The organism is Halomonas sp. hl-4, assembly GCF_900215475.1.
In the GTDB taxonomy this organism is placed as follows: Bacteria; Pseudomonadota; Gammaproteobacteria; order Pseudomonadales; family Halomonadaceae; genus Vreelandella.
Genome location: NZ_LT907845.1, coordinates 3695356 through 3714605 on the forward strand (window position 1 = coordinate 3695356; position 19250 = coordinate 3714605).

The following is a 19250-nucleotide window of genomic DNA, read 5'->3' on the forward strand; positions in this document are numbered from 1 at the left end:
GCTTTTTTTTGTCCGGCTATAAAGAAGGTCATCGATTTCACCAAACGGCGAAGTTGGTTCTATGCTTAGTGGACGGGTGTTACCAATTCACTCACGGGCATAGGCGGGGTGTTACCTTGAATTTATCAACGCTCGACACGCAACGTACCGTCTTTGACGAACGCTTATCGTCCCATCGCTTCGTCGCGGATTTACTGAAACAGGCGGATATTGCGATCAACGGCCACCGGCCGTGGGATATTCAACTGAAGGCGCCAGGCGTTATCGATAGCGCCCTTTCGCGAGGCAACCTGGGGCTTGGCGAAAGTTATATGAATGGCGACTGGGACGCCAAGGCGCTGGACCAGTTCTTTTATCGTCTGATGCGCGCCCAGCTCCACCAGCGGATCCGGCCGACGCAGCTTGTCTATCATTCATTGCGCTCCCGGCTGCTCAACCGGCAAAACGCAAAACGCGCCTGGGAAGTGGGCGAAAAACACTACGATCTGGGCAATGAATTCTACGCGGCCATGCTCGACAAGCGTATGACCTATACTTGCGGCTACTGGAAAGACGCTGCCAGTCTTGATGATGCCCAGGAAGCCAAGCTCGACCTCATCTGTCGTAAATTGGGCTTGCAGCCCGGCATGCAGGTGCTCGATATCGGCTGTGGCTGGGGCAGCTTTATGGCCTATGCCGCTGAGCATTACGGGGTGGAATGCGTGGGGTTAACCATCTCCAAAGAGCAGGCGGACTTTGGCAAACGGCTAATGAAAAGTGGCTTACCGGTCGAGTTTCGCCTGCAAGATTACCGCGACGAAATCGAGCAGTTTGACCGCATCGTCAGTATTGGCATGTTCGAACACGTGGGGCATAAAAACTATCGCGAGTACATGGAAGTAGCGAGCCGTTGTTTGAAAGATGGTGGCCTTTTTCTACTCCACACCATCGGTAAAAACCTATCCATTACGCCTTCTGACCCCTGGATTGATAAGTACATCTTCCCTAATGGGGAATTGCCGACGCTGGGACAAATTATTAACGCCTCAGAATCGCTGTTCGTCGTTGAAGATATGCATAACTTCGGTAGTGACTACGATAAAACGCTAATGGCCTGGCATGCTAACTTCGAAGCCAACTGGCCGGCGTTTCTAGACCGTTTCGACGAGACCTTCTTCCGCATGTGGCGTTACTACCTGCTTAGCTGCGCCGGGGCCTTCCGTGCCCGCGAGCTTCAGCTTTGGCAATTCGTGCTCAGCAAACAAGGGGTGGTAGGGGGTTACGAGCGCATTAGCTAGCGGTAAATGTAAAAAGCATAAAGGTTTCCGTGTTACCGTCACCCGCATTTATGCTGACAGTGAGATATACGACGTGTTGATGCGTGAAACACTGGAAAAGTATCAAGTTTGGCTATATCTCATAGCGATTTCTGCCGGTATTGGCATAGGGGGGCGTTGGCAGGCGCTTCAGGCGTGGGAGGTGGCACTTTGGCCGCTTCTTGGTTTGCTGCTTTATGCCACTTTTACTCAAATCCCACTTTTGCATATCTCCATGGCGTTTCGAGACCGGCGCTTTATGAGTGCGCTGGCGCTGGGCAACTTTATTATCATGCCGCTGGTCGTCTGGGGGCTGGCTACCCTGTTTGAGTTAGAGGGTGCGGTGCTGCTCGGCGTACTGCTGGTGTTGTTGGTGCCCTGCACCGATTGGTTTATCAGTTTTACGCATCTTGGGCGAGGAGACAGTGCCAGGGCGATCGCTGCCACCCCCGTATTGCTGTTGCTTCAGATCGTATTGTTACCGCTTTATGTTACCGCCGTAATGGGCGAACAGGTCGTCGGTGCTCATCTGCTGCGCGAATTACTGCCAGCCTTTGCCGGCCTCATTCTCACCCCGCTTTTGCTAGCCTGGCTGACCGAAAAGGGGGCCGAGCGCTCCGTCTTGCTCCAACGAAGCGTCAATGTGATGGGCTGGCTACCCGTGCCCTTGCTGGCAGCGGTGGTATTTTTAATTGCTGCTTCGCAGGTTCATCTGATTGTCGAGACACGCGAAACGCTGTGGCAGGTGGCAGCGATTTTTGTGCTGTATCTACTCGCAGCGGCCCTTGTCGGCAAGATACTCCACACGCTGTTTCGACTTCCCATTGCCTCCGGCCGAACGCTGGTGTTTAGTTTCGGCACGCGTAATTCCTTTGTGGTGCTGCCGCTGGCGATTGCGCTGCCTGATATCTGGGCAGCAGCAGTTGTAGTCATCGTTATGCAGTCGCTTATTGAGCTGTTGGGTATGGTGGCGTACCTAACGTGGGTGCCGCGGCTAATAAAGCAGACACGGCCCTAAACGGGTGACCGTTAAGTAAGGATCAGGATAGGTTTGCTTAACGTCTGGAGGCGAAGCGTTGCCCAAGCCAAACCGCTCCAAGCCATAGCGGTAAGCTGCCGACGGTATACACCAAAGCGACGGTTAAGTGGGTTTGGGCGAGGGTGACAACTTCTAAGCTAAACAGAGAAAAAGTGGTGAACCCACCGCAAAAGCCGGCCACCCAGAAAGGCTGCCAACGTGCCATGCGTGTATGAGGGGCACGGGCAAAACGGGCGGCGAGCCAGCCAATCAGCCAAGCGCCTACAAGGTTGACCAATAGCGTGCCCCAAGGGAAGGCGCTGCCGAATGCGCCCATTGTCGATACAGAGATGACATAGCGCAATGCACTGCCCAGGCCGCTGCCGAGGCCTACCGCGGCATAGGTGGTAAGCGTCTTCATAGGCCTCCACCCGCCAACCACGCCCCTAATCCGAACGCCGCAACGCCGAGGGTCAGCGTGCCGATGATATTGGCGATAGCCTTGCCACCCATGCCGTTTTCCCATAAACCCAGGGTTTGCAGGCTAAAGGACGATACCGTGGTAAAACCGCCCAGTAGCCCGATGGCGATAATTAGCCAGGGAGCGCTTGGCGTCGTAGTGCTACCTTCATTAAGTGATACCGCCAGCCAACCAAGGGCAAATGTACCTAACAGGTTAACGGCCAGAGTACCCCACGGGAATGTGCTGCCTACCCATTTGGCGAATAGGTTGGAGACGCAAACGCGGGCCATACCGCCAATTGCCCCGCCCACCGCCACCAGCGCAATGCTGCCCAAGCCAATACCCACGAACGCTCCCCTTCCAACAATGCAATCGAATGGTCGACAAGCTTACCATGCGGGCTAGCGGGTGCGATGGCGTTAAACATTGCTGCGAACGGATAGTCGCTGTCACCGGTCAATGACTTCGTGTAGAAAGGCATTTGAATAACAACAACCACCCCGACCCGCCGTACAAGGAGACGCACGCCATGACTGACCAAGTATTAGCGGCCATTGATAGCTCACAGTTTTCCGCAGGTGTTTGTGACTATGCGGTATGGGCTGCCAAGCGACTCGAAGCCCCGCTGGCGTTTATGCATGTCATTGATAACCACCCGCAAACGTCGGAGCCTGATCTGACTGGCAATCTTGGGCTAGGTACGCGAGAGCACTTGCTGGAAAAGCTATCTGATATCGAAGAGCAGCGCGCCAAGTTGGCCCGTGAGCAAGGCAGACTTCTGCTGGATGACGCCAAACAGCGTGCCCTTAGTGGGGGGATTGGAGCGCCCGAAACCATGCAGCGCAACGGCACGCTGGTAGAAACCCTGGTCGAGCAGGAAAATAACGTACGCCTGCTTGTGGTGGGTAAACGTGGCGAAACGGCTCATCAAGCCAGCGGGCATTTAGGCTCCAACCTGGAGCGCGTGGTGCGTGAAATGCATCGGCCCATCCTGATGGTACCTAAAGCATTTACCCATCCTGAGAAGGTCATGATGGCCTTTGATGGCAGTAAAACGGCGCGCAAAGGCATCGAACTGCTGGCCAAGAGCCCGTTGTTTAATGGTGTGACCTGCCATGTGGTGATTGTCGGTGCAGAAACTGCCGAACATCGTTCGCAGTTGGATTGGGCCCTGACCACGTTAGATAGCGCGGGGCATGTTGCCGAGGGCGCGATTCGGGCGGGATACGTTGAAGAAACGCTGCGCGCTTATAAAGAAGAGCATGGCATCGATATGCTGGTGATGGGGGCCTACGGCCATTCGCGCATTCGCCACCTGCTGGTGGGAAGCACCACGACCTCGATGTTGAGGAAAGCCCAGATGCCGGTGCTGATCTTGCGCTAGACGCGCGCCGTTTGGCTAGCTATCTGCAGTACGCGCTGTGCAAGGCACCAAGCGGCGACAATAAACGCAAGCATCGTACTCAAAATAACGGTAAACGACAGACCAGCACTGAGTGCTAACCCAATGGCAGCCGGGGCGATGCCGGTGGAAAAAACCATGGCGGCGCTCAGTGCTGAGCGCACGCGGCCCAAGTGTTCAATACCCCAAAGCTTGATAAGCAAGCCTGAGGCAATCAGCTCTTGGGCACCCATGGCCAAGCCGCCGCCTACCATCAACGCCCAAACGCTTGCATTCCCGCCAGCCAAAACGGCAAACAGCATTGCTGCTGCATAGGGGAGCAAGTAAACGCGGGCTAAACGCACCGGGCCAATCTTATCGATCCAGCGGCCCCCCAACAGCGCGCCGGGCAACTTGGCGACGCCCATGCCGGTGAGGGCCAGTGCATAGATGCTCAGCGAGCTATCCAGCGCATCGGTCAGCTGCGCTTGGTATATAAACAGCCCCGTCATGGTGATTGGAAGCGACATGAGCAACGGCAACAATGCCCAGAAGCGAGGTTCGCGAAATGGTCTCGGCCCGGTGGCGTCGCGTTTTTGGGGTTTTTTGCCCGGCGCGTTGGACCAGGGCACACGCTGCAGTAACCATAGCCACGGCAAGGCCAGTAGGGCACACAGCAACCACCAGAAGGACTGCCAGCTTAGCCACAGTAATGTCGCCGCTACGAGTGGTGGAAGCAGTGCTTCACCGAGTGGAATCCCCAAGCTTGCCAGGCCCATGGCGCGGCCCCGCTGGGTGGTGAACTCACGGGCGGCGAGGGTGTTGCCGAGATGCGTGAGCATGCCCTGCCCACATAATCGCACCAGGCCCAAGCCCAGAACGCCCAGCCACCACCAGGGCGAAAGCGTCAGCAGCGCGACTCCCCCTAATAGAACGAGCAGCACGGTGATCGCAAACCGGCGGGGGGATATCCAGTCGATGGAGGGGCCGTAATACAGCATCACAAACCCCGCGACGAGCGTCACGGCGGTATAGGCCGTGCCAAACTGGCCAGCGCTGAGTTGCCAATGTTCGGCCAGCGGTGCCTGAAAGAGCCCAACAAAAAAGCTTTGTCCCAGGCTTGAGCTGAACATCGCCAAAAAGGCGATACTCAACACGCTACGGTGGTCACGCAGCAGGGTACGATAGCCCATGATGCAGTATCCTTTGCGAAAAAAGCTGCGGAGGGGAGCGCTCGTAAGGTATTAATCCCCTTAGTGTAACAGCAGATTATAAGGAGACGGTGATGAACCATCCCGGCATAGATGTGGAAGCCATGAAAAGGCGTTTAATCACCCTGCGCGAAACGCTGATCGACGAAAGCGCAAGCAGCGCCGGAGCCCGGGATACGGTAACGTTGGACCAAACCTCGGTCGGGCGCCTATCACGCATGGATGCACTGCAAGGCCAAGCGATGGCCAAAGCTGAAGAGCAGCGTCGCCAGCTAAACGTGACCCGTATTGCCGGGGCATTACAGCGCCTTGAGCGAGGCACCTTCGGCGAATGTATCGAGTGTGGCGAGTGGATTAACATCAAGCGCCTGGAAAGCGATCCGCTAGCGCTCAAGTGCATCGACTGTGCCGAATAGTGCTTATCCAGCGGGCATGGTACTTTTGCCGCCTGATGACGAGTTGATTCAACGATAACGAGGAAGCCAATGACGATTAAACGCCACGATACCAAAGCACGCATGAGCCGTGCGGTCATACATCAGGGCGTGGCCCATCTGTGTGGTCAGGTCGCCGGGCCAGAGGCGCGTTACGCCGATATCACGGCGCAAACTGAAAGCATGCTGGCGCGGGTAGACGCTTTATTGAACGATATAGGTGCGTCGCGTGAACAGCTGCTCACCGCCACGATTTACCTCAAAGACGGCAGCGATTTCGCGGCAATGAACGCTGTTTGGGACGCATGGGTACCCGAAGGTCACGCCCCAGCACGTACCTGTGTATGCGCACCGATGCCGGCCGACGAACTAAAGGTCGAGATTACCGTCTCCGTCGCTATGAACGATTAAACGCCCCTGTTATCTTTAGCTTAATTGCCTTTGTTAACGGGGAAGCGCGTGTCCCTTAGGCTATCTTTGATTTTTTTAAGGTGTGGCAGAAAGTCTTCGCCGCGTCTTAGCGTCACACCGGTGGCCAGGGCGTCAATCAGCGTCAGTTGAATGACGCGTGAGGTCATCGGCATGTAATGGTCGGTGTCTTCCGGGGTGGCGACTTCAAGGGTCGCAGTACATTCCTGGGCCAGCGGCGATTGAGGCGCGGTAATCCCGAGCACGACGGCGCCTGATTCGCGGGCGACGCGGGCAATGTCGACCAGTTCACGGGTGCGCCCGGTGTAGGAAATAATTACCACCACATCACCGGTGTGGCAGGCAGCGGCAATCATGCGCTGCATCAACACATCGATGTGCACCATTACCGGCAGATTAAAACGAAAGAACTTGTGCTGGGCATCCTGCGCCACGGCGCCGGACGCGCCCAGGCCAAAAAAGTGGATCTGTTTGGCCTGGGTCAGGTAGTCCACCATGCGTTCAACGGCGCCCATGTCGACTTCACGCTGGGCTTCATCCAGCGCCGCAATGGTGGCTCCAAAGATTTTTTGGGTGTATTGGGTGGCGGAATCGCCAGGCTCAACCGCGCGGGTCACGTAGGGCGTACCGCCGGCTAAGCTCTGAGCTAGTTTGATTTTGAAATCAGGATAGCCTTTGGCGCCAAAGTTACGGCAAAAACGGTTCACCGTGGGCTCGCTGACGCTCGCCGCTTGGGCTAGGCTTGCGATGCTAAGGCTGGTTGCCGCCGCCGGGTCGTCGATAATCACATTGGCGACTTTACGCTCCGAGCGGTTAAGGTCTTCCAAGCGTTCGCGTATCCGGTTAAGCAAGTCGTGAGCCATTAAACGGTCTCCGTGGCAGTAGGTGGCAAGTGCGACTGCCAATGATCGCACCAATCAATAAAGTCGTCGGCCGGTAGCGGGCGTGAGTAATAGTAGCCCTGGGCGATTTCACAGCCAATACGGCGTAAGTACTGGGCCTGGGCCCAGGTTTCAATGCCTTCCGCCACTACATCACAGCCTACACTATGCGCAAGCTGAGTAATGGTACGTGCCAGTTGGCGGTCCACATCGCTTTCTTCCAGGTCCATCACGAAGGCGCGATCGATCTTCAGCGTCGAAAACGGCAGCGTCTTAATATACGCCAACGAGGAATGGCCGGTGCCAAAATCGTCGATGGCGACGGCGATATTCGCCTGGCTGAGCCGCGCCAGCTGCTGGCGGGCGTTCTGCATGTCGCCCATCAGGCCGGATTCGGTGATTTCAATAGCGAAAAAGTGGGTGGGAATCTGCCGCGCTGCCAACTGGCGTAACAGACCGTCGGCGAAATCCCGACGTGCCAGCTGGCGAGCCGCCACGTTGACCGCCACGTGGAAGTTGTTGCCCAGCACCTGCTGTTCGCGCCACTGGGTGATGGTGCGCATGGCTTCTTCCATCACCCACTCGCCAATCGCGAAAATATCCCCACTGGCTTCGGCCAGCGGAATAAACATGCCCGGCGAGATCTGCCCAAGCTCGGGGTGATGCCAGCGCAGCAGTGCTTCAGCGCCGACGATGCGCTGATCCATCAGCGATAGTTTGGGCTGGAAGGCGAGAGACATTTCACCCCGCTCGGTCGCGCCGCGCAGGGCCTGCTGGACGTGCAGCCGATGGCGTTGCTGGGCCTCGAGATTTTCACTGTAGCACTGCACCGCAAAGCTTTGAGGGGCTGGCAGCGCCAGGGCGGCCATGTGGACCAGGCGTTCGGTATCAAACGCGCCCTGCGAACGGCTGATGCCGATCCGTGCCGCCAGCGGTAGCAGCAGGTCATCCAGTTGCTGGTCGTGTTCGAATACGGCCATCAGCTGGTGGGCCAGCGCCAGTAACTCATCGTCGTCATTGCTCTCGCTGATCACCAGCAGTTCGCTGCCGCCCCAAAGGCCCAGAGTTTCGGCGTCACTCAGGCATTCGTCCAGGCGCTGCGCAATGTGCCCGAGGAGTCGCTCGGCGATCCGGTAGCCATGCAGCCGAATGACATCGTCCAGCCGGTCCAGGGCGATAAACAGCAGCCCTGTGGGCCTGCGCAATGCGGCCGCCTCGCTGAGGGTCTGGCTGAGTCCGCGACGGTTGGGCAGTTGGGTGATCGGGTCGGTACGCGATTGACGATTGAGTTCCCGGGTGCGCTTGTTCACCATGCGCTCGAGGGAATCGGCCTGCTGGTCGCGAATGCGGAAGCGGTGCTCGACGCTCAGCACGTTGTGAATGCGCTGTAATACCTCGGCGTGCTGAAACGGCTTGGTGATAAAATCGCGTACGCCCAGGGCCAGCGAACGTTGCTTGGTATCGTTGTCGATTTGCGCGGTCAGCACGATAATCGGTGGTGTCTGGCGCCCAAAGGCGTGATTGAGCTGCTCGATGACTGCGTAGCCATCCAGGTGGGGCATGCGAATATCTAGCAGCAACAGGTCGGGTAACTGCTGCTGGCAGTATCCCAACACGTCGCGAGGGTCGCTAATGCCGTGGCTGTTTTCAAAGCCTTGGTCATCGAGCAGGTCGAGCATCAGCTCGATGTTGACCGGATTGTCGTCAACAACCAATACATGTTTGTAGTGGAATTTCATGGCTCCTGCCTGGTGGGTGCTCCCAGCAAATGGTGAAGGGTGTCGGAAAGCTGTGCAATGTCGATCGGTTTGGTCAGATAGCCATCGAAGCCGGCGTTGAGGCCCTTTCTGATGTCGCGGGGCAGGGCATTAGCCGAGAGGGCGATCACTTTAAGCGTCTGATAGCGAGGGTCCCGGCGCAGACGGGTCAGCGCCTCAAAGCCGCTCATGCCCGGCAGGTGCAGGTCCATCAGCACCACGGCGGGTATCTCGGCCTGCAGCATGTCCAGGCCAAGCTCGGCGCTCGGCGCGATACGCAGGGTCATGCCCTCCATCGCGTCGACGATGTCTTCCATCAGACGCTGATTGGCGGGGTTGTCCTCAATATACAGCAGCGTGCGCGATGACGCCGTCGCTGCCGGGGTGTCGGGCTGAAGTTCGCGTGGCGATGGCGCGGCGGCCGGCGTCGCCACCGGCAGCGTGAACCAGAAGGTGGCGCCCTGGCCCGGCTGGCTGTCGACCCCGATCTGGCCGTGCATCTGTGTGACCAGCTCGCGGGTGATGGACAGGCCGATACCCGTCCCTTCCACGCGGCTGTGCTCGGCGTCGAGCCGATTAAACGGCTCGAACAGCTCCTCCAGGCGGGCGGGATCGATGCCGGGCCCCGTATCCCGCACACGAATTAAGATATGTTCCTGCTGGTGCTCGGCGCTGACCTCGATACGGCCATGGGCGACGTTATATTTGATAGCGTTGGACAGCAGGTTAAGCAGGACCTGCTTGGTCCGCGTGTAGTCGGCATGCACCTGCCAGCGGGCATCGGGGGGTGTACAGGTCAGGGTAATGCCCGCGGCATCGGCGTTGGCTTCCAGGGTGCTGCAGGCATCGTCGAACACGCCGGCAAGCGAAATGGATTCAATGGAAAGCGACAGCTGACGGGCCTCGATCCTGGCCAGATCCAGCACGTCGTTGATCAGGCTGAGCAAGTGCTGGCCGCCTTTTTCGATCTGGCTGACCTGTCGCTGCTGCTTGGCGTTGAGCGGCGTGCGAGTGTTGCTGGCAAGCAGCTGGGCAAAGCCCAGGATGGCATTCAGCGGGGTGCGCAGCTCGTGGCTCATCGACGACAGGAAGTCGCTTTTCGCCTGGTTGGCGTGTTCCGCCTGATCACGCGCCGCCGACAGGTCCTTGAGGACCTGCTCGCGCTCGGCCATCTGGCGGTACAGGTTGATCAGCAGCACGCAGGTGTCGGTGAACGGCTGTAGCCAGTCCAGCAGCGCCTGATTCAGCGGCTGGCGGCTGTTGGCGATGGCGAACATGCCAATAAGTTGACCGCTACTGAAAATGGGCACGCCCATATAGTTATCAAACTGTACCTGTCCCAGCGGGAACTCGCTGCGCTGGGTATGCTCATTAACATCGTTGTCGATCACCACCTCACCGCGGGCAAAGACCCGCCCTAACAGCGAGTTTGGGTTTTTGAGCACTATTTCGCCGCTGAGCAGTTGCTCGATGTGATAACGCGATTCGGGACTCCACAAAGGGCCTTTAACGGCATTAAGCTTCAGCGCATTGCTGGTGTCGCCGGGAAGCACTTCGCCAATCAAGGAATATTCGCTGTCGGTGAGCTCGCTCAGGGCTTCCGTCAAAAATATCCACAGCTGCTTGCCCGACATCAGTGCTGGATAGTCGGTAATCCCCTGGTGCAATACCTTGAGCAGGCTCTGTTCTTTTTGGATGCGCTGGTTGGCGGCGTGCACATGGCTCAGGTCGGTCAGGATGCCGATAAACTCCGCCACCTGGTGATGCTCATCGTCGATGGCGTTAACCGCGAGGTGGACGGGCACGCGGTGGCCGGCCTTGTGTTGCGCCTCGACTTCGCGGCCGCGACCGATCACCTGGGGGCGCCCGCCGGCTAAAAACCGGGCAATAAAGGTATCGTGCTGGTCGTGCAGGTCAGAGGGTGTCAGCATCCCTACGTTACGGCCGAGTACTTCTTCCTGGGTGTAGCCCAGGAGGGCCAGTGCGAAAGGGTTGATGCCGAGCACCGTGCCGTCGCGATTGATCCGCACGATACCGGTGGCGCTTTCGTTGAACAGCGCTTCGTAGCGGCGGGTGGTTTGCGCCAGGGTATAGCGCATCCTGTGCTGGCGAAGCAGCTCTTCCACCTGGCCTGCGAGGCTTTCCAAAAGCCTCAGGTCGCGCTCGCTGAACGCGCGGGGCTGGTGGCCGAGCAGGCACAGGGTGCCCACGGCCAACTGGTCATGGGGGCGCAGCGGATAGCCCGCATAAAAGCGGATATGCGGCACTTCATCGACCAGCGGATTGTCCTTGAAGCGTTCGTCAAGACGCGTGTCGGGAACCACCAGCGGCCCGTCGGCGGCAATTGTATGGCCGCAGAACGCGATGTCGCGCTGGGTTTGACGGGCGCTGAAGCCAAGGTTCGACTTGAACCATTGGCGCTTTTCATCAAGCAGGGTAATCAGCGCAATGGGCACGTCAAACAGCTCCCGGGCGAGCTGCGCCAGCCGGTCAAAGGCTTCCTCGGCAGGCGTGTCCAGCACATACAAGGCATGCACCGCGGCAAGTCGCTGCGGCTCGTTATTGGGGGGTACTGGCGCTGGCATGGCCGCTCCGCGATAAAACATCTGATTTATCTATATCGGCCAAACGCAGGATTGCTTAACCCAGACGCAGCAGTTTCAACAGCCAGCGCCGATAAGGCGGGTAGAGCTGAGTGGCTGGCGAATGCGTTGGCTGATAAAACACGCCACGTAAATGGCTGAAACGGTTAAAGCCGTGCCGACCATGGTAGGCGCCGTGGCCGCTGGCGCCAACGCCGCCAAACGGTAGTCCCGGCACAGCGTGGTGCAAAAGTGTGGTGTTGAATACCAGCGCACCGGACTGGCTGGCATTCAGCCATTGCCGCTGTTGCTCGCGCTGGTGGGTAAATACATAGATCGCCAGGGGATGCGGCCGCTCGGCGACATACCCAATGGCATGGTCGCTATCTTTGACGCTGATAACCGGCAGGCAACGGCCGAAGATTTCCTCGCGCATCACCGCAAGCCCCTGGTTAGGGTCGATGATCAGCGCGGGCGCGTGGCTGCCATGATCAATAATTCGACATCCGTGGTTGCGTGCCTCGGCGAGCATCGCTTCACTGCGTTCGTGGTGGGCCTCGTTGAGTGGGTGGGTGGCATCCCTGGTCGACGGGCGCTGTTTCAAAATGGCCCGGCTCAGGGCGCTGGTGAAGGCATCGATATGGCGGCTTTCCACCAGCACATAGTCGGGCGCAATGCAGGTTTGCCCGCCGTTCATGCCCTTGCCGAAGATGATCGCCTCGGCGGCGCGGGCGAAGTCGGCGTCGCCGGCCACGAACGCCGGGCTCTTGCCGCCCAGCTCCAGGGTGGTGGGCGTCAGATTCTGGGCGGCGGCCAGCGCGACCTGTCGGCCCACGGCGGTGGAGCCGGTAAACAGCAAATGATCGAAGGGCAGAGCGCTGAAGGCCTGGCCCGTGGCAGCGTCCCCCTCAATCACGCAAAGCGTCCGCAGGCTAAAATATTGGGTTACCAATCGGCTAAGCAAGGCGCTGGTGTTCGGTGTCAGCTCGCTGGGTTTGAGCATCACGCGGTTGCCGGCTGCGAGGGCGTCGATAACCGGCATCAAGGCCAGGCTCCATGGATAGTTCCAGGGGGCAATAACACCCACCACGCCAAGTGGCTGGGGAGCTATGCGCGCTCGTGCAGGCAACAGACGCCAAGGCATACTGACCCGCCAGGGGCGCATCCAATGCCAGAGATGCCGTCGCGCGTATCGCACGGCATCCAGCACTGGCTGGATATCGGCCAATTGAATCTCAATGTCACTGCGCTTGCCAAAATCGGTTTGGATGGCCTGAATGATGGCGTGTCGGTGACGTTTGGTCATTAGCGCGAGCCGAGCCAACTGATCGCGACGCTCCGTCAAGGAGGGGGAAGGCGACAGGCGACAAGCGCGACGCTGGGTCTCCAGGCAGGCGTTCAAGTGGCGGGTCATGGCGTCTCCTTGGTGGGCCTGGCGTTGGGCGCGAGGCCGATCATGGCGTTAAATAACGCGCCTTTATCCTAGCAGGGTAACGGGTCAGCATAGTGTAGAGTAGCTTAATTAATGCCAACCCTATGTTTGGGAGATGCCATGCCAGCGTCGTTATCAGTGGCGGTGTTATCCGCCATGGAGGCCGTGTCGGCCCGCGAGTGGGATGCGCTGGTGGATGCCGACCAGCCGTTTTTACGTCATGCATTTTTACATGCGCTGGAGGCCAGCGGTTCGGTTTGTCCGGCGACCGGCTGGCAGCCTTGCCATTTAACGGTGTGGCAGGGCGCGCAGCTGGTAGGTGCCATGCCGCTCTATGAGAAACATCATTCCTATGGCGAGTATGTATTTGACTGGGGCTGGGCCGATGCCTTTGAGCGGGCCGGCGGCCACTATTATCCCAAAGCGCTGAGTGCGGTGCCGTTTACGCCGGTGCCTGGGTCGCGCGCGTTGATCGCGCAGGATAGCAATCCTCAGGCGGTTTATGCCGCGCTGGCTCAGGGCTGGCAAGCGCAGTGCCAGCGCCAGGCATTGTCGAGCTGGCATTTATTGTTTGCCGATACCCAGGAAGTCGAGGCGTGGCAGGCACAGTGCCCGGAACTGATTAGCCGCGAGGGTGTGCAGTTTCAGTGGCGTGATCGAGATTTCGGGGACTTCGATGGGTTTCTCACCTCGCTGACCTCCAAACGCCGCAAGATGATCAAGCGCGAGCGCCGCCTGGTCGCCGAACAGGGCCTAGAGATGGTGCGTTTGTCCGGCGAACAGATCACCCCTGCTGCACTGAAACATTTCTACCGTTGTTACGCGATCACCTATCAGGAGCGCGGTCGGCCGCCTTATCTGACACAAGAGTTCTTCAACCGCGTTTATCGTGATATGCCTGAGTCGCTGCTGCTCGTACAGGCGCACCTTGACGGGCGAGCCGTGGCGGCGGCGCTTTACTTCCAGGGCACCCAGACGCTTTATGGGCGCTACTGGGGTAGCGAGGTGATGGCCGACTGCCTGCATTTCGAAGCCTGCTACTACCAGGGCATCGAATACTGCCTTGAGCAAGGGCTTATGCTGTTTGATCCGGGAACGCAGGGCGAGCATAAGCTACTGCGTGGATTTGCACCGCAGCGTGTTCGTTCGTTGCATTACCTTGCCCATCCTGGCCTAGCTAACGCGGTGGCAACCTTTTGCCGTGATGAAGGGCGGCAGGTGGCGGCCTACCGTGACGCGGCATTCACCGCGCTACCGTATAAATGAAAGCAACTCGCTGGCGGGTCGGCTTAATGGCATAATGCGCGCCAATTTATCCGCATAACGTACCTGCATAACTTATTTAAATAACCCTGGGTAATCGTCACACAAAGGAGAGCGGTCATGCGCAGATGGCTATTATTCGCGCTGCTGCTGGTGTTGGGGGTGCTGCAATATCAGCTGTGGCTCGGCGATGGTGGCTGGCGCGACTTACAGCAGCTTGAGCAGCGCGTCGCCGTGCAAGAGGCAGAAAATGTGCCCCTTCGCGAGCGCAACGCCAGGATGGCAGCAGAAGTCACCGATCTTAAAAATGGCCTGGATGCGGTGGAAGAACGCGCGCGTAGTGATATGGGCATGGTGCGTACTGACGAGCAGTTCTTTTGGGTGCCGGGCGTTGCCATTGAGGAAGAGTTGATTGGCATTAACGCCAGTACAGTGGTTAGCCCGGAGCAGCCCGATGAGTAGCCCTTTGTGGTTGGTGGTACCTGCTGCCGGGCAAGGACGTCGTATGGCGGCGGATCGACCCAAACAATATCTCCCACTGCTGGGCCGCCCGATTCTCGCGCATACGTTAGAGCGTCTACACAGCGCGTTTCCTGAGGCCAGGTTGGTGCTTTGCCTGGACGACGATGACCGCTGGTTTGCAGAACAGTGGGTGCCGTTTGCCGATTGGCAGCGTGTCACCGGCGGCGCAGAGCGCATGGATAGCGTGCTCAATGCGCTCAATGCCATCGGCGCGGGGGATGATGATCTGGTGCTTATCCATGATGTTGCCCGCCCCTGTGTGACCCGCGACGACCTGCTAGCGCTCCATCAAGCCGTGCAAAGCCACGCGGCAGGCGCGCTGCTGGCGATGCCGGTAGCAGATACCATGAAACGCGCCAGCTCAACCGGGACCAGCCTGCGTAGCGAGCCCCGGGACGCATTGTGGCACGCGCTCACACCGCAAGGGTTTCGCTATCGTCAGCTTTGCCGAGCACTAGGCGAGGCCCGTAAGCGCAATACGCTGGTCACCGATGAAGCCTCCGCCGTGGAGGCGTTGGGCGATGCCCCGCAGTTAGTGCCCGGACGCCGGGATAACCTTAAAGTGACGCACCCTGACGACCTGGCCCTGGCGGCCGCGATTCTTACTTCACAACGCGAGACGTCCCAGAGGAGTCTTTAATGCGAATTGGTCACGGATTTGATGTCCATCGGTTCGGCCCTGGCGATCACCTGATGCTGGGTGGTGTGAAGGTGGCGTTTGATCACGGCTTTATTGCCCACTCCGACGGCGATGTGCTGCTGCACGCGGTAAGCGATGCGCTGCTGGGTGCCTGTGCGCTGGGCGATATTGGTCATCACTTTCCAGATACCGACCCAGCATGGGAAGGCGCGGATAGCCGTGACCTCTTGCGTCAGGTTATGGCGCTGGTGCGTGCCAAGGGGTATAACGTCGTCAATATTGATGCCACGGTGATGGCCCAGGCACCCAAATTGGCGCCCTTTGTGGGTGACATGCGCGAGGCAATCGCGGCAGACCTTGGTGTGGCCATGGGCCAAGTGAACGTTAAGGCAACCACCACCGAGCGGCTGGGGTTTACCGGTCGCGGAGAGGGTATTGCCGCCGAGGCGGTGGTGTTGCTTAGCCCGCTTGAGACGCCTCATGCTTGAACTACCCCGCTGGCAGCGCAGCCTGGATGCGACGTTAGGCCCGCCAAAACCGGGCCGGTTTCGCCTGGCGCCCGACGACTTCTTGGTCGACGAGGTGCTGGATTTCGCCCCGGAAGGCCACGGCGAACACCTTTGGCTAAATATTGAAAAGCGCAATCAGACGACCCTGGAGGTCGTCAAGTTGCTCAGTCAGCGCTGCGGTGTTGGGACCCGTGACGTTGGCTATTCGGGAATGAAAGACCGCGTTGCCGTCACCCGTCAATGGTTGAGCGTGCATTTGCCAGGTAAAGAGGCTCCGCCAGATTTAGTCCAGGCCCTCACCGATAGCGGTGTGAGCGTTTTGCAGTGCGTCCGCCATCCGCGCAAGTTAAAGCGCGGTGTGCATCGCTATAACCGCTTTCAGCTGCGGCTTAGCGGTGAGGCGGTGGAGGCGGATGACTTTAGCCAGCGTTGGCAGACACTGTGCCAGCAGGGCGCGCCCAACTATTTTGGTGCGCAGCGTTTCGGGCCAGCGGGTCGCAATCTGCAACGCGCGGAAGCCTTGTTAGCGCGCGGGTGGCGTAAGCGCGATGACCGACATGGCATCTTGCTATCCACCGCGCGCAGCTTTTTATTTAATGAATTGCTTAGCGATAGGGTAGATAAAAATCAATGGCAACAGCCAGTTAACGGCGATACCCTAATGCTTGAGGGCACCCAAAGCGTGTTCAATGTTGACCAGGTGGACGCCACACTATGCTCGCGTGCCGACGCGCTTGATCTGCATCCCACAGGGCCCTTATGGGGGGTGGGCAATATCAGCCAGCAGGCGGCGGGCGAGTATGAGGCCGCGTTACTCGAACGATATCCAACACTGTGCGATGGCTTGCTGCGCAGCGGCGTCAAGCGCGGGCAGCGGGCGCTGCGAATGTGTTTGAGCGAGCCGCGTCTAAACCGAGAAGCGCAGAGCGTGGTACTCTCATTCGGGCTGCCCCGCGGCAGTTTCGCCACTGCGGTGGTCAGCGAACTGATCGCGTCGCCTGATTAAAGAGGCGGGCAGGGCAGGTGTCATCAATTAAGGAGATTCCCATGCGGCGCTTGCTGCTATCCAACGACGATGGTGTTCATGCGCCTGGGCTTAAGGCGCTTTACGATGCGCTGACCAAACACGCTAATTTGCGTGTGGTTGCCCCGGATCGTGACCGTAGCGGGGCAAGCAATTCGTTAACGCTGTCGCGCCCGTTGGCGATGACCGCCTTGGACAGCGGGTTCTATAGCGTCGATGGTACTCCCGCTGACTGTGTTTACCTGGGGGTTAACGGCATCTGGGATGAAAAACCTGATCTGGTGATTTCCGGGATAAACCACGGCGGCAACCTGGGTGACGATGTGCTGTATTCAGGCACTGTCGCCGCCGCGATGGAAGGGCGTAATTTGGGGATGTCGGCAATTGCCATGTCACTGTGCGGTCAAACGCACTTTGCCACGGCCGGCCATTTGGCTGCGAGCCTCGTAGGGGCGGTTGATCAGTTGTCGCTGCCGCCGCGTACGTTGCTCAATGTCAACGTGCCCGATGTGCCTTGGAGCGAGGTGAAAGGCGTCAAAGTGACGCGGCTCGGCTATCGCGGCCCGGCGGAACAGCCGTTGGCCGTTCAAGACCCGCGTGGACGCACGCGTTACTGGATTGCCCCGGTGGCGGCCAATGCCGACGACGGTGAAGATACTGACTTTGCAGCCGTAGAGGCGGGTTTTGTGTCGATCACACCGCTACAAACGGATTTAACGCGCCATCAGGCGCTCAACGACGTTCGAGACTGGCTGGATGCATTCGCCTAAACTGTCACCGGAAGAGCTGCGCGGTACGGGAATGACCTCGCAGCGCACCCGTGACCGCATGGTTCAACGCCTGATGCGCCAAGGGATTGGTGATGCACGGGTGCTGGAGGTCATGGCCAACGAGCCGCGCCACCTGTTTGTGGATGAGGCGCTGGCCCACCGCGCGTATGAGGATACCGCGCTGCCGATCGGGTTTGGCCAGACTTTGTCTCAGCCGCTCATTGTCGCCCGGATGACCGAACTGGTCTTGCGTGCCGAGCCGAGTCGCGTATTGGAACTAGGCACTGGTTCTGGCTATCAGACACTTATTCTGGCTCGGCTGGTCGATAAGCTGTTTTCCATTGAGCGCATTGAAGCGTTGCACCGGCGTGCCGCCTTTCGGCTCAGCCGATTGGGGGCCCGGGCGTCACTTGCAGTTGCTGACGGTGGCGAAGGATGGCCCGCCGCCGCGCCGTTTGACGTTATTTTGTTGACCGCCTGTGCGCAGACGTTGCCCGAGCCGCTTCTGGAGCAACTAAGTCCAGACGGTGTATTGATTGCGCCTCTAGAGGCGTCCGACGGCAGCCAATGGCTGACCCAGATAAAACGCGTCGGCAGCGCGTTTGAAAAACGCCGCCTTGAGCCGGTACGTTTTGTTCCATTATTGCAAGGAGTGGTCGATTGAAGCGTCAACCCGTAAGATTGTTATTAACCGGCGCCGGAATGGGCGCCGCGGATGCGGTACCGGGCGTGTCGGGCGGGACTATTGCGTTTATTAGCGGCATTTATGAAGAATTGTTATTAACCATCAAACAGTTTGGCCCAAGCGCCTTTGGCGCCTTGCGTCGAGGCGGTTTGCGTGGGCTTGGACAGCACTTGAATTTAGCCTTTTTACTGCCGCTGCTCACCGGCATTGCGGTAAGTTTGTTAAGCGTAGCGCATTTGGCGTTATGGCTGATGGAGGTGTATCCACTGTTATTGGATGGCTTCTTTTTTGGCCTGGTCGCCGCGTCGGCCATCGTTGTAGGTGACACGGGTACACGTTTCAAGCTGCGCTACATGGTGCCCCTGGGCGCCGGGCTATTGCTGGCGCAATGGTTGCCAAGCCTGATGCCGTTGGTGTCAACGTTAGGTAACGAATCGTTGGTATTAGTGGTAGCCGGGAGTATCGCCATAAGCGCGATGCTGCTGCCGGGGGTGTCAGGCAGTTTTTTGCTGCTGACGATGGGGCTTTACAGCACGGTGATGGAAGCGATACGCAGCTTTGATATGGCCATCATTTTGCTGTTCGGTAGCGGCTGCCTGATTGGCCTTGGGCTTTTTTCACGGGTGCTTACCTGGCTGCTAAGCCGTTATCGTGGTTCAACGCTTCAGTTATTGTTAGGTTTTATTGTCGGTTCGCTCCCCGTGCTCTGGCCGTGGCGTGAACTGGTGCGTTATCAACTGGGTGGTGATGGTGAGATGATCCCGTTGGAACATCGCTACTTATTGCCTGGCGATTATGCGCAGCTAACAGGTGAATCCGCGCAATTAGTCGGTGTAATAGCGTTGATGGCGTTTGGTGCACTACTCGTTGTACTGTTGCATCGGCGTGCCCTTAGGCGCACGCCGCCCATGTCTCCCCAGACCGCCTCCGCTGCTGAAAAGGAGTAGGCTTTGC

20 protein-coding genes are annotated in these 19250 nt (G+C 58.6%); 13 read left to right on the top strand and 7 right to left on the bottom strand.

Annotated features, from left to right (window positions below; all coding sequences use genetic code 11):
* Positions 1-116: 116 nt before the first annotated feature.
* Positions 117-1277, top strand: coding sequence for a cyclopropane fatty acyl phospholipid synthase (gene cfa / locus CPH17_RS17340; RefSeq protein WP_096300515.1), 1161 nt, complete (start codon positions 117-119; stop codon positions 1275-1277).
* Between the two features lie 79 nt (positions 1278-1356).
* A complete protein-coding gene (locus CPH17_RS17345) occupies positions 1357-2313 on the top strand; it encodes an arsenic resistance protein (RefSeq protein WP_096300981.1) in 957 nt (318 codons plus the stop codon).
* Between the two features lie 37 nt (positions 2314-2350).
* On the opposite strand, the gene CPH17_RS17350 is transcribed toward CPH17_RS17345, so the two are convergent.
* The gene (locus CPH17_RS17350; protein ID WP_074395464.1) at positions 2351-2734 is read right to left on the bottom strand and encodes a fluoride efflux transporter FluC; all 384 of its coding nucleotides are present in this window, start codon (positions 2732-2734) and stop codon (positions 2351-2353) included.
* The gene (gene crcB, locus CPH17_RS17355) at positions 2731-3123 is read right to left on the bottom strand and encodes a fluoride efflux transporter CrcB (protein ID WP_074395465.1); all 393 of its coding nucleotides are present in this window, start codon (positions 3121-3123) and stop codon (positions 2731-2733) included. Before crcB ends, CPH17_RS17350 begins: the two co-directional genes overlap by 4 nt.
* A gap of 182 nt (positions 3124-3305) precedes the next feature.
* Here crcB and CPH17_RS17360 point away from each other — a divergent pair, with 182 nt between their 5' ends.
* The gene (locus CPH17_RS17360) at positions 3306-4160 is read left to right on the top strand and encodes a universal stress protein (RefSeq protein ID WP_096300518.1); all 855 of its coding nucleotides are present in this window, start codon (positions 3306-3308) and stop codon (positions 4158-4160) included.
* Here the strand turns inward: CPH17_RS17360 and CPH17_RS17365 are convergent.
* Positions 4157-5350 carry an MFS transporter gene (locus CPH17_RS17365; RefSeq protein ID WP_096300520.1) on the bottom strand — a complete coding sequence of 398 codons (1194 nt, stop codon included), beginning with the start codon at positions 5348-5350 and terminating at the stop codon, positions 4157-4159. The genes CPH17_RS17360 and CPH17_RS17365 overlap by 4 nt on opposite strands.
* Before the next feature lie 92 nt (positions 5351-5442).
* Here CPH17_RS17365 and CPH17_RS17370 point away from each other — a divergent pair, with 92 nt between their 5' ends.
* Both CPH17_RS17370 and CPH17_RS17375 read left to right on the top strand, forming a co-directional pair.
* Positions 5443-5784: a TraR/DksA family transcriptional regulator gene (locus CPH17_RS17370; RefSeq protein ID WP_074395468.1), complete on the top strand. Its 342-nt coding sequence runs from the start codon at positions 5443-5445 to the stop codon at positions 5782-5784.
* 69 nt (positions 5785-5853) lie between these two features.
* On the top strand, positions 5854-6213 hold the full coding sequence (locus tag CPH17_RS17375; RefSeq protein ID WP_074395469.1) for a RidA family protein: 360 nt from the start codon (positions 5854-5856) through the stop codon (positions 6211-6213).
* A gap of 20 nt (positions 6214-6233) precedes the next feature.
* On the opposite strand, the gene CPH17_RS17380 is transcribed toward CPH17_RS17375, so the two are convergent.
* The 4 genes from CPH17_RS17380 to CPH17_RS17395 are packed head-to-tail and all read right to left on the bottom strand — an operon-like array spanning position 6234 to position 12865.
* Positions 6234-7094, bottom strand: coding sequence for a MurR/RpiR family transcriptional regulator (locus CPH17_RS17380; RefSeq protein ID WP_074395470.1), 861 nt, complete (start codon positions 7092-7094; stop codon positions 6234-6236).
* Positions 7094-8851: a putative bifunctional diguanylate cyclase/phosphodiesterase gene (locus CPH17_RS17385; RefSeq protein WP_096300522.1), complete on the bottom strand. Its 1758-nt coding sequence runs from the start codon at positions 8849-8851 to the stop codon at positions 7094-7096. Before CPH17_RS17385 ends, CPH17_RS17380 begins: the two co-directional genes overlap by 1 nt.
* The gene (locus tag CPH17_RS17390; protein WP_096300982.1) at positions 8848-11454 is read right to left on the bottom strand and encodes an ATP-binding protein; all 2607 of its coding nucleotides are present in this window, start codon (positions 11452-11454) and stop codon (positions 8848-8850) included. The genes CPH17_RS17385 and CPH17_RS17390 overlap by 4 nt, the downstream gene beginning before the upstream one ends.
* Before the next feature lie 55 nt (positions 11455-11509).
* The gene (locus CPH17_RS17395; RefSeq protein WP_096300524.1) at positions 11510-12865 is read right to left on the bottom strand and encodes an aldehyde dehydrogenase family protein; all 1356 of its coding nucleotides are present in this window, start codon (positions 12863-12865) and stop codon (positions 11510-11512) included.
* Between the two features lie 138 nt (positions 12866-13003).
* Between CPH17_RS17395 and CPH17_RS17400 the strand changes: the two genes are divergently transcribed.
* The 8 genes from CPH17_RS17400 (at position 13004) to CPH17_RS17435 (ending at position 19243) form a co-directional block, all read left to right on the top strand.
* Positions 13004-14149 (top strand): GNAT family N-acetyltransferase, encoded by a 1146-nt coding sequence (locus tag CPH17_RS17400; protein WP_096300526.1) that lies wholly within the window; start codon positions 13004-13006, stop codon positions 14147-14149.
* Between the two features lie 117 nt (positions 14150-14266).
* On the top strand, positions 14267-14608 hold the full coding sequence (gene ftsB / locus CPH17_RS17405; RefSeq protein WP_074395474.1) for a cell division protein FtsB: 342 nt from the start codon (positions 14267-14269) through the stop codon (positions 14606-14608).
* Complete coding sequence (ispD, locus tag CPH17_RS17410) at positions 14601-15308, top strand: 2-C-methyl-D-erythritol 4-phosphate cytidylyltransferase (RefSeq protein ID WP_074395475.1); 708 nt, start codon at positions 14601-14603, stop codon at positions 15306-15308. Before ftsB ends, ispD begins: the two co-directional genes overlap by 8 nt.
* On the top strand, positions 15308-15796 hold the full coding sequence (gene ispF, locus CPH17_RS17415) for a 2-C-methyl-D-erythritol 2,4-cyclodiphosphate synthase (protein ID WP_074395476.1): 489 nt from the start codon (positions 15308-15310) through the stop codon (positions 15794-15796). The genes ispD and ispF overlap by 1 nt, the downstream gene beginning before the upstream one ends.
* Positions 15789-16823: a tRNA pseudouridine(13) synthase TruD gene (gene truD / locus CPH17_RS17420; RefSeq protein ID WP_096300528.1), complete on the top strand. Its 1035-nt coding sequence runs from the start codon at positions 15789-15791 to the stop codon at positions 16821-16823. The genes ispF and truD overlap by 8 nt, the downstream gene beginning before the upstream one ends.
* A 41-nt stretch (positions 16824-16864) precedes the next feature.
* Positions 16865-17611 carry a 5'/3'-nucleotidase SurE gene (gene surE / locus CPH17_RS17425; RefSeq protein ID WP_074395478.1) on the top strand — a complete coding sequence of 249 codons (747 nt, stop codon included), beginning with the start codon at positions 16865-16867 and terminating at the stop codon, positions 17609-17611.
* Positions 17598-18275, top strand: a complete 678-nt coding sequence (locus CPH17_RS17430; protein ID WP_074395479.1) for a protein-L-isoaspartate(D-aspartate) O-methyltransferase — start codon at positions 17598-17600, stop codon at positions 18273-18275. Before surE ends, CPH17_RS17430 begins: the two co-directional genes overlap by 14 nt.
* Positions 18272-19243, top strand: a complete 972-nt coding sequence (locus CPH17_RS17435; RefSeq protein WP_074395480.1) for a DUF368 domain-containing protein — start codon at positions 18272-18274, stop codon at positions 19241-19243. The genes CPH17_RS17430 and CPH17_RS17435 overlap by 4 nt, the downstream gene beginning before the upstream one ends.
* Positions 19244-19250: the final 7 nt, after the last annotated feature.

What these genes read in the sequence shown, in the direction of transcription:
- CPH17_RS17345 (WP_096300981.1), top strand. Translation starts at nt 1,357, where the DNA reads ATGCGTGAAACACTGGAAAAGTATCAAGTTTGGCTATATCTCATAGCG.
- CPH17_RS17350 (WP_074395464.1), bottom strand. Translation starts at nt 2,734, where the DNA reads ATGAAGACGCTTACCACCTATGCCGCGGTAGGCCTCGGCAGCGGCCTG.
- CPH17_RS17360 (WP_096300518.1), top strand. Translation starts at nt 3,306, where the DNA reads ATGACTGACCAAGTATTAGCGGCCATTGATAGCTCACAGTTTTCCGCA.
- CPH17_RS17365 (WP_096300520.1), bottom strand. Translation starts at nt 5,350, where the DNA reads ATGGGCTATCGTACCCTGCTGCGTGACCACCGTAGCGTGTTGAGTATC.
- CPH17_RS17370 (WP_074395468.1), top strand. Translation starts at nt 5,443, where the DNA reads ATGAACCATCCCGGCATAGATGTGGAAGCCATGAAAAGGCGTTTAATC.
- CPH17_RS17375 (WP_074395469.1), top strand. Translation starts at nt 5,854, where the DNA reads ATGACGATTAAACGCCACGATACCAAAGCACGCATGAGCCGTGCGGTC.
- CPH17_RS17380 (WP_074395470.1), bottom strand. Translation starts at nt 7,094, where the DNA reads ATGGCTCACGACTTGCTTAACCGGATACGCGAACGCTTGGAAGACCTT.
- CPH17_RS17385 (WP_096300522.1), bottom strand. Translation starts at nt 8,851, where the DNA reads ATGAAATTCCACTACAAACATGTATTGGTTGTTGACGACAATCCGGTC.
- CPH17_RS17390 (WP_096300982.1), bottom strand. Translation starts at nt 11,454, where the DNA reads ATGCCAGCGCCAGTACCCCCCAATAACGAGCCGCAGCGACTTGCCGCG.
- CPH17_RS17395 (WP_096300524.1), bottom strand. Translation starts at nt 12,865, where the DNA reads ATGACCCGCCACTTGAACGCCTGCCTGGAGACCCAGCGTCGCGCTTGT.
- CPH17_RS17400 (WP_096300526.1), top strand. Translation starts at nt 13,004, where the DNA reads ATGCCAGCGTCGTTATCAGTGGCGGTGTTATCCGCCATGGAGGCCGTG.
- ftsB (WP_074395474.1), top strand. Translation starts at nt 14,267, where the DNA reads ATGCGCAGATGGCTATTATTCGCGCTGCTGCTGGTGTTGGGGGTGCTG.
- ispD (WP_074395475.1), top strand. Translation starts at nt 14,601, where the DNA reads ATGAGTAGCCCTTTGTGGTTGGTGGTACCTGCTGCCGGGCAAGGACGT.
- ispF (WP_074395476.1), top strand. Translation starts at nt 15,308, where the DNA reads ATGCGAATTGGTCACGGATTTGATGTCCATCGGTTCGGCCCTGGCGAT.
- truD (WP_096300528.1), top strand. Translation starts at nt 15,789, where the DNA reads ATGCTTGAACTACCCCGCTGGCAGCGCAGCCTGGATGCGACGTTAGGC.
- surE (WP_074395478.1), top strand. Translation starts at nt 16,865, where the DNA reads ATGCGGCGCTTGCTGCTATCCAACGACGATGGTGTTCATGCGCCTGGG.
- CPH17_RS17430 (WP_074395479.1), top strand. Translation starts at nt 17,598, where the DNA reads ATGCATTCGCCTAAACTGTCACCGGAAGAGCTGCGCGGTACGGGAATG.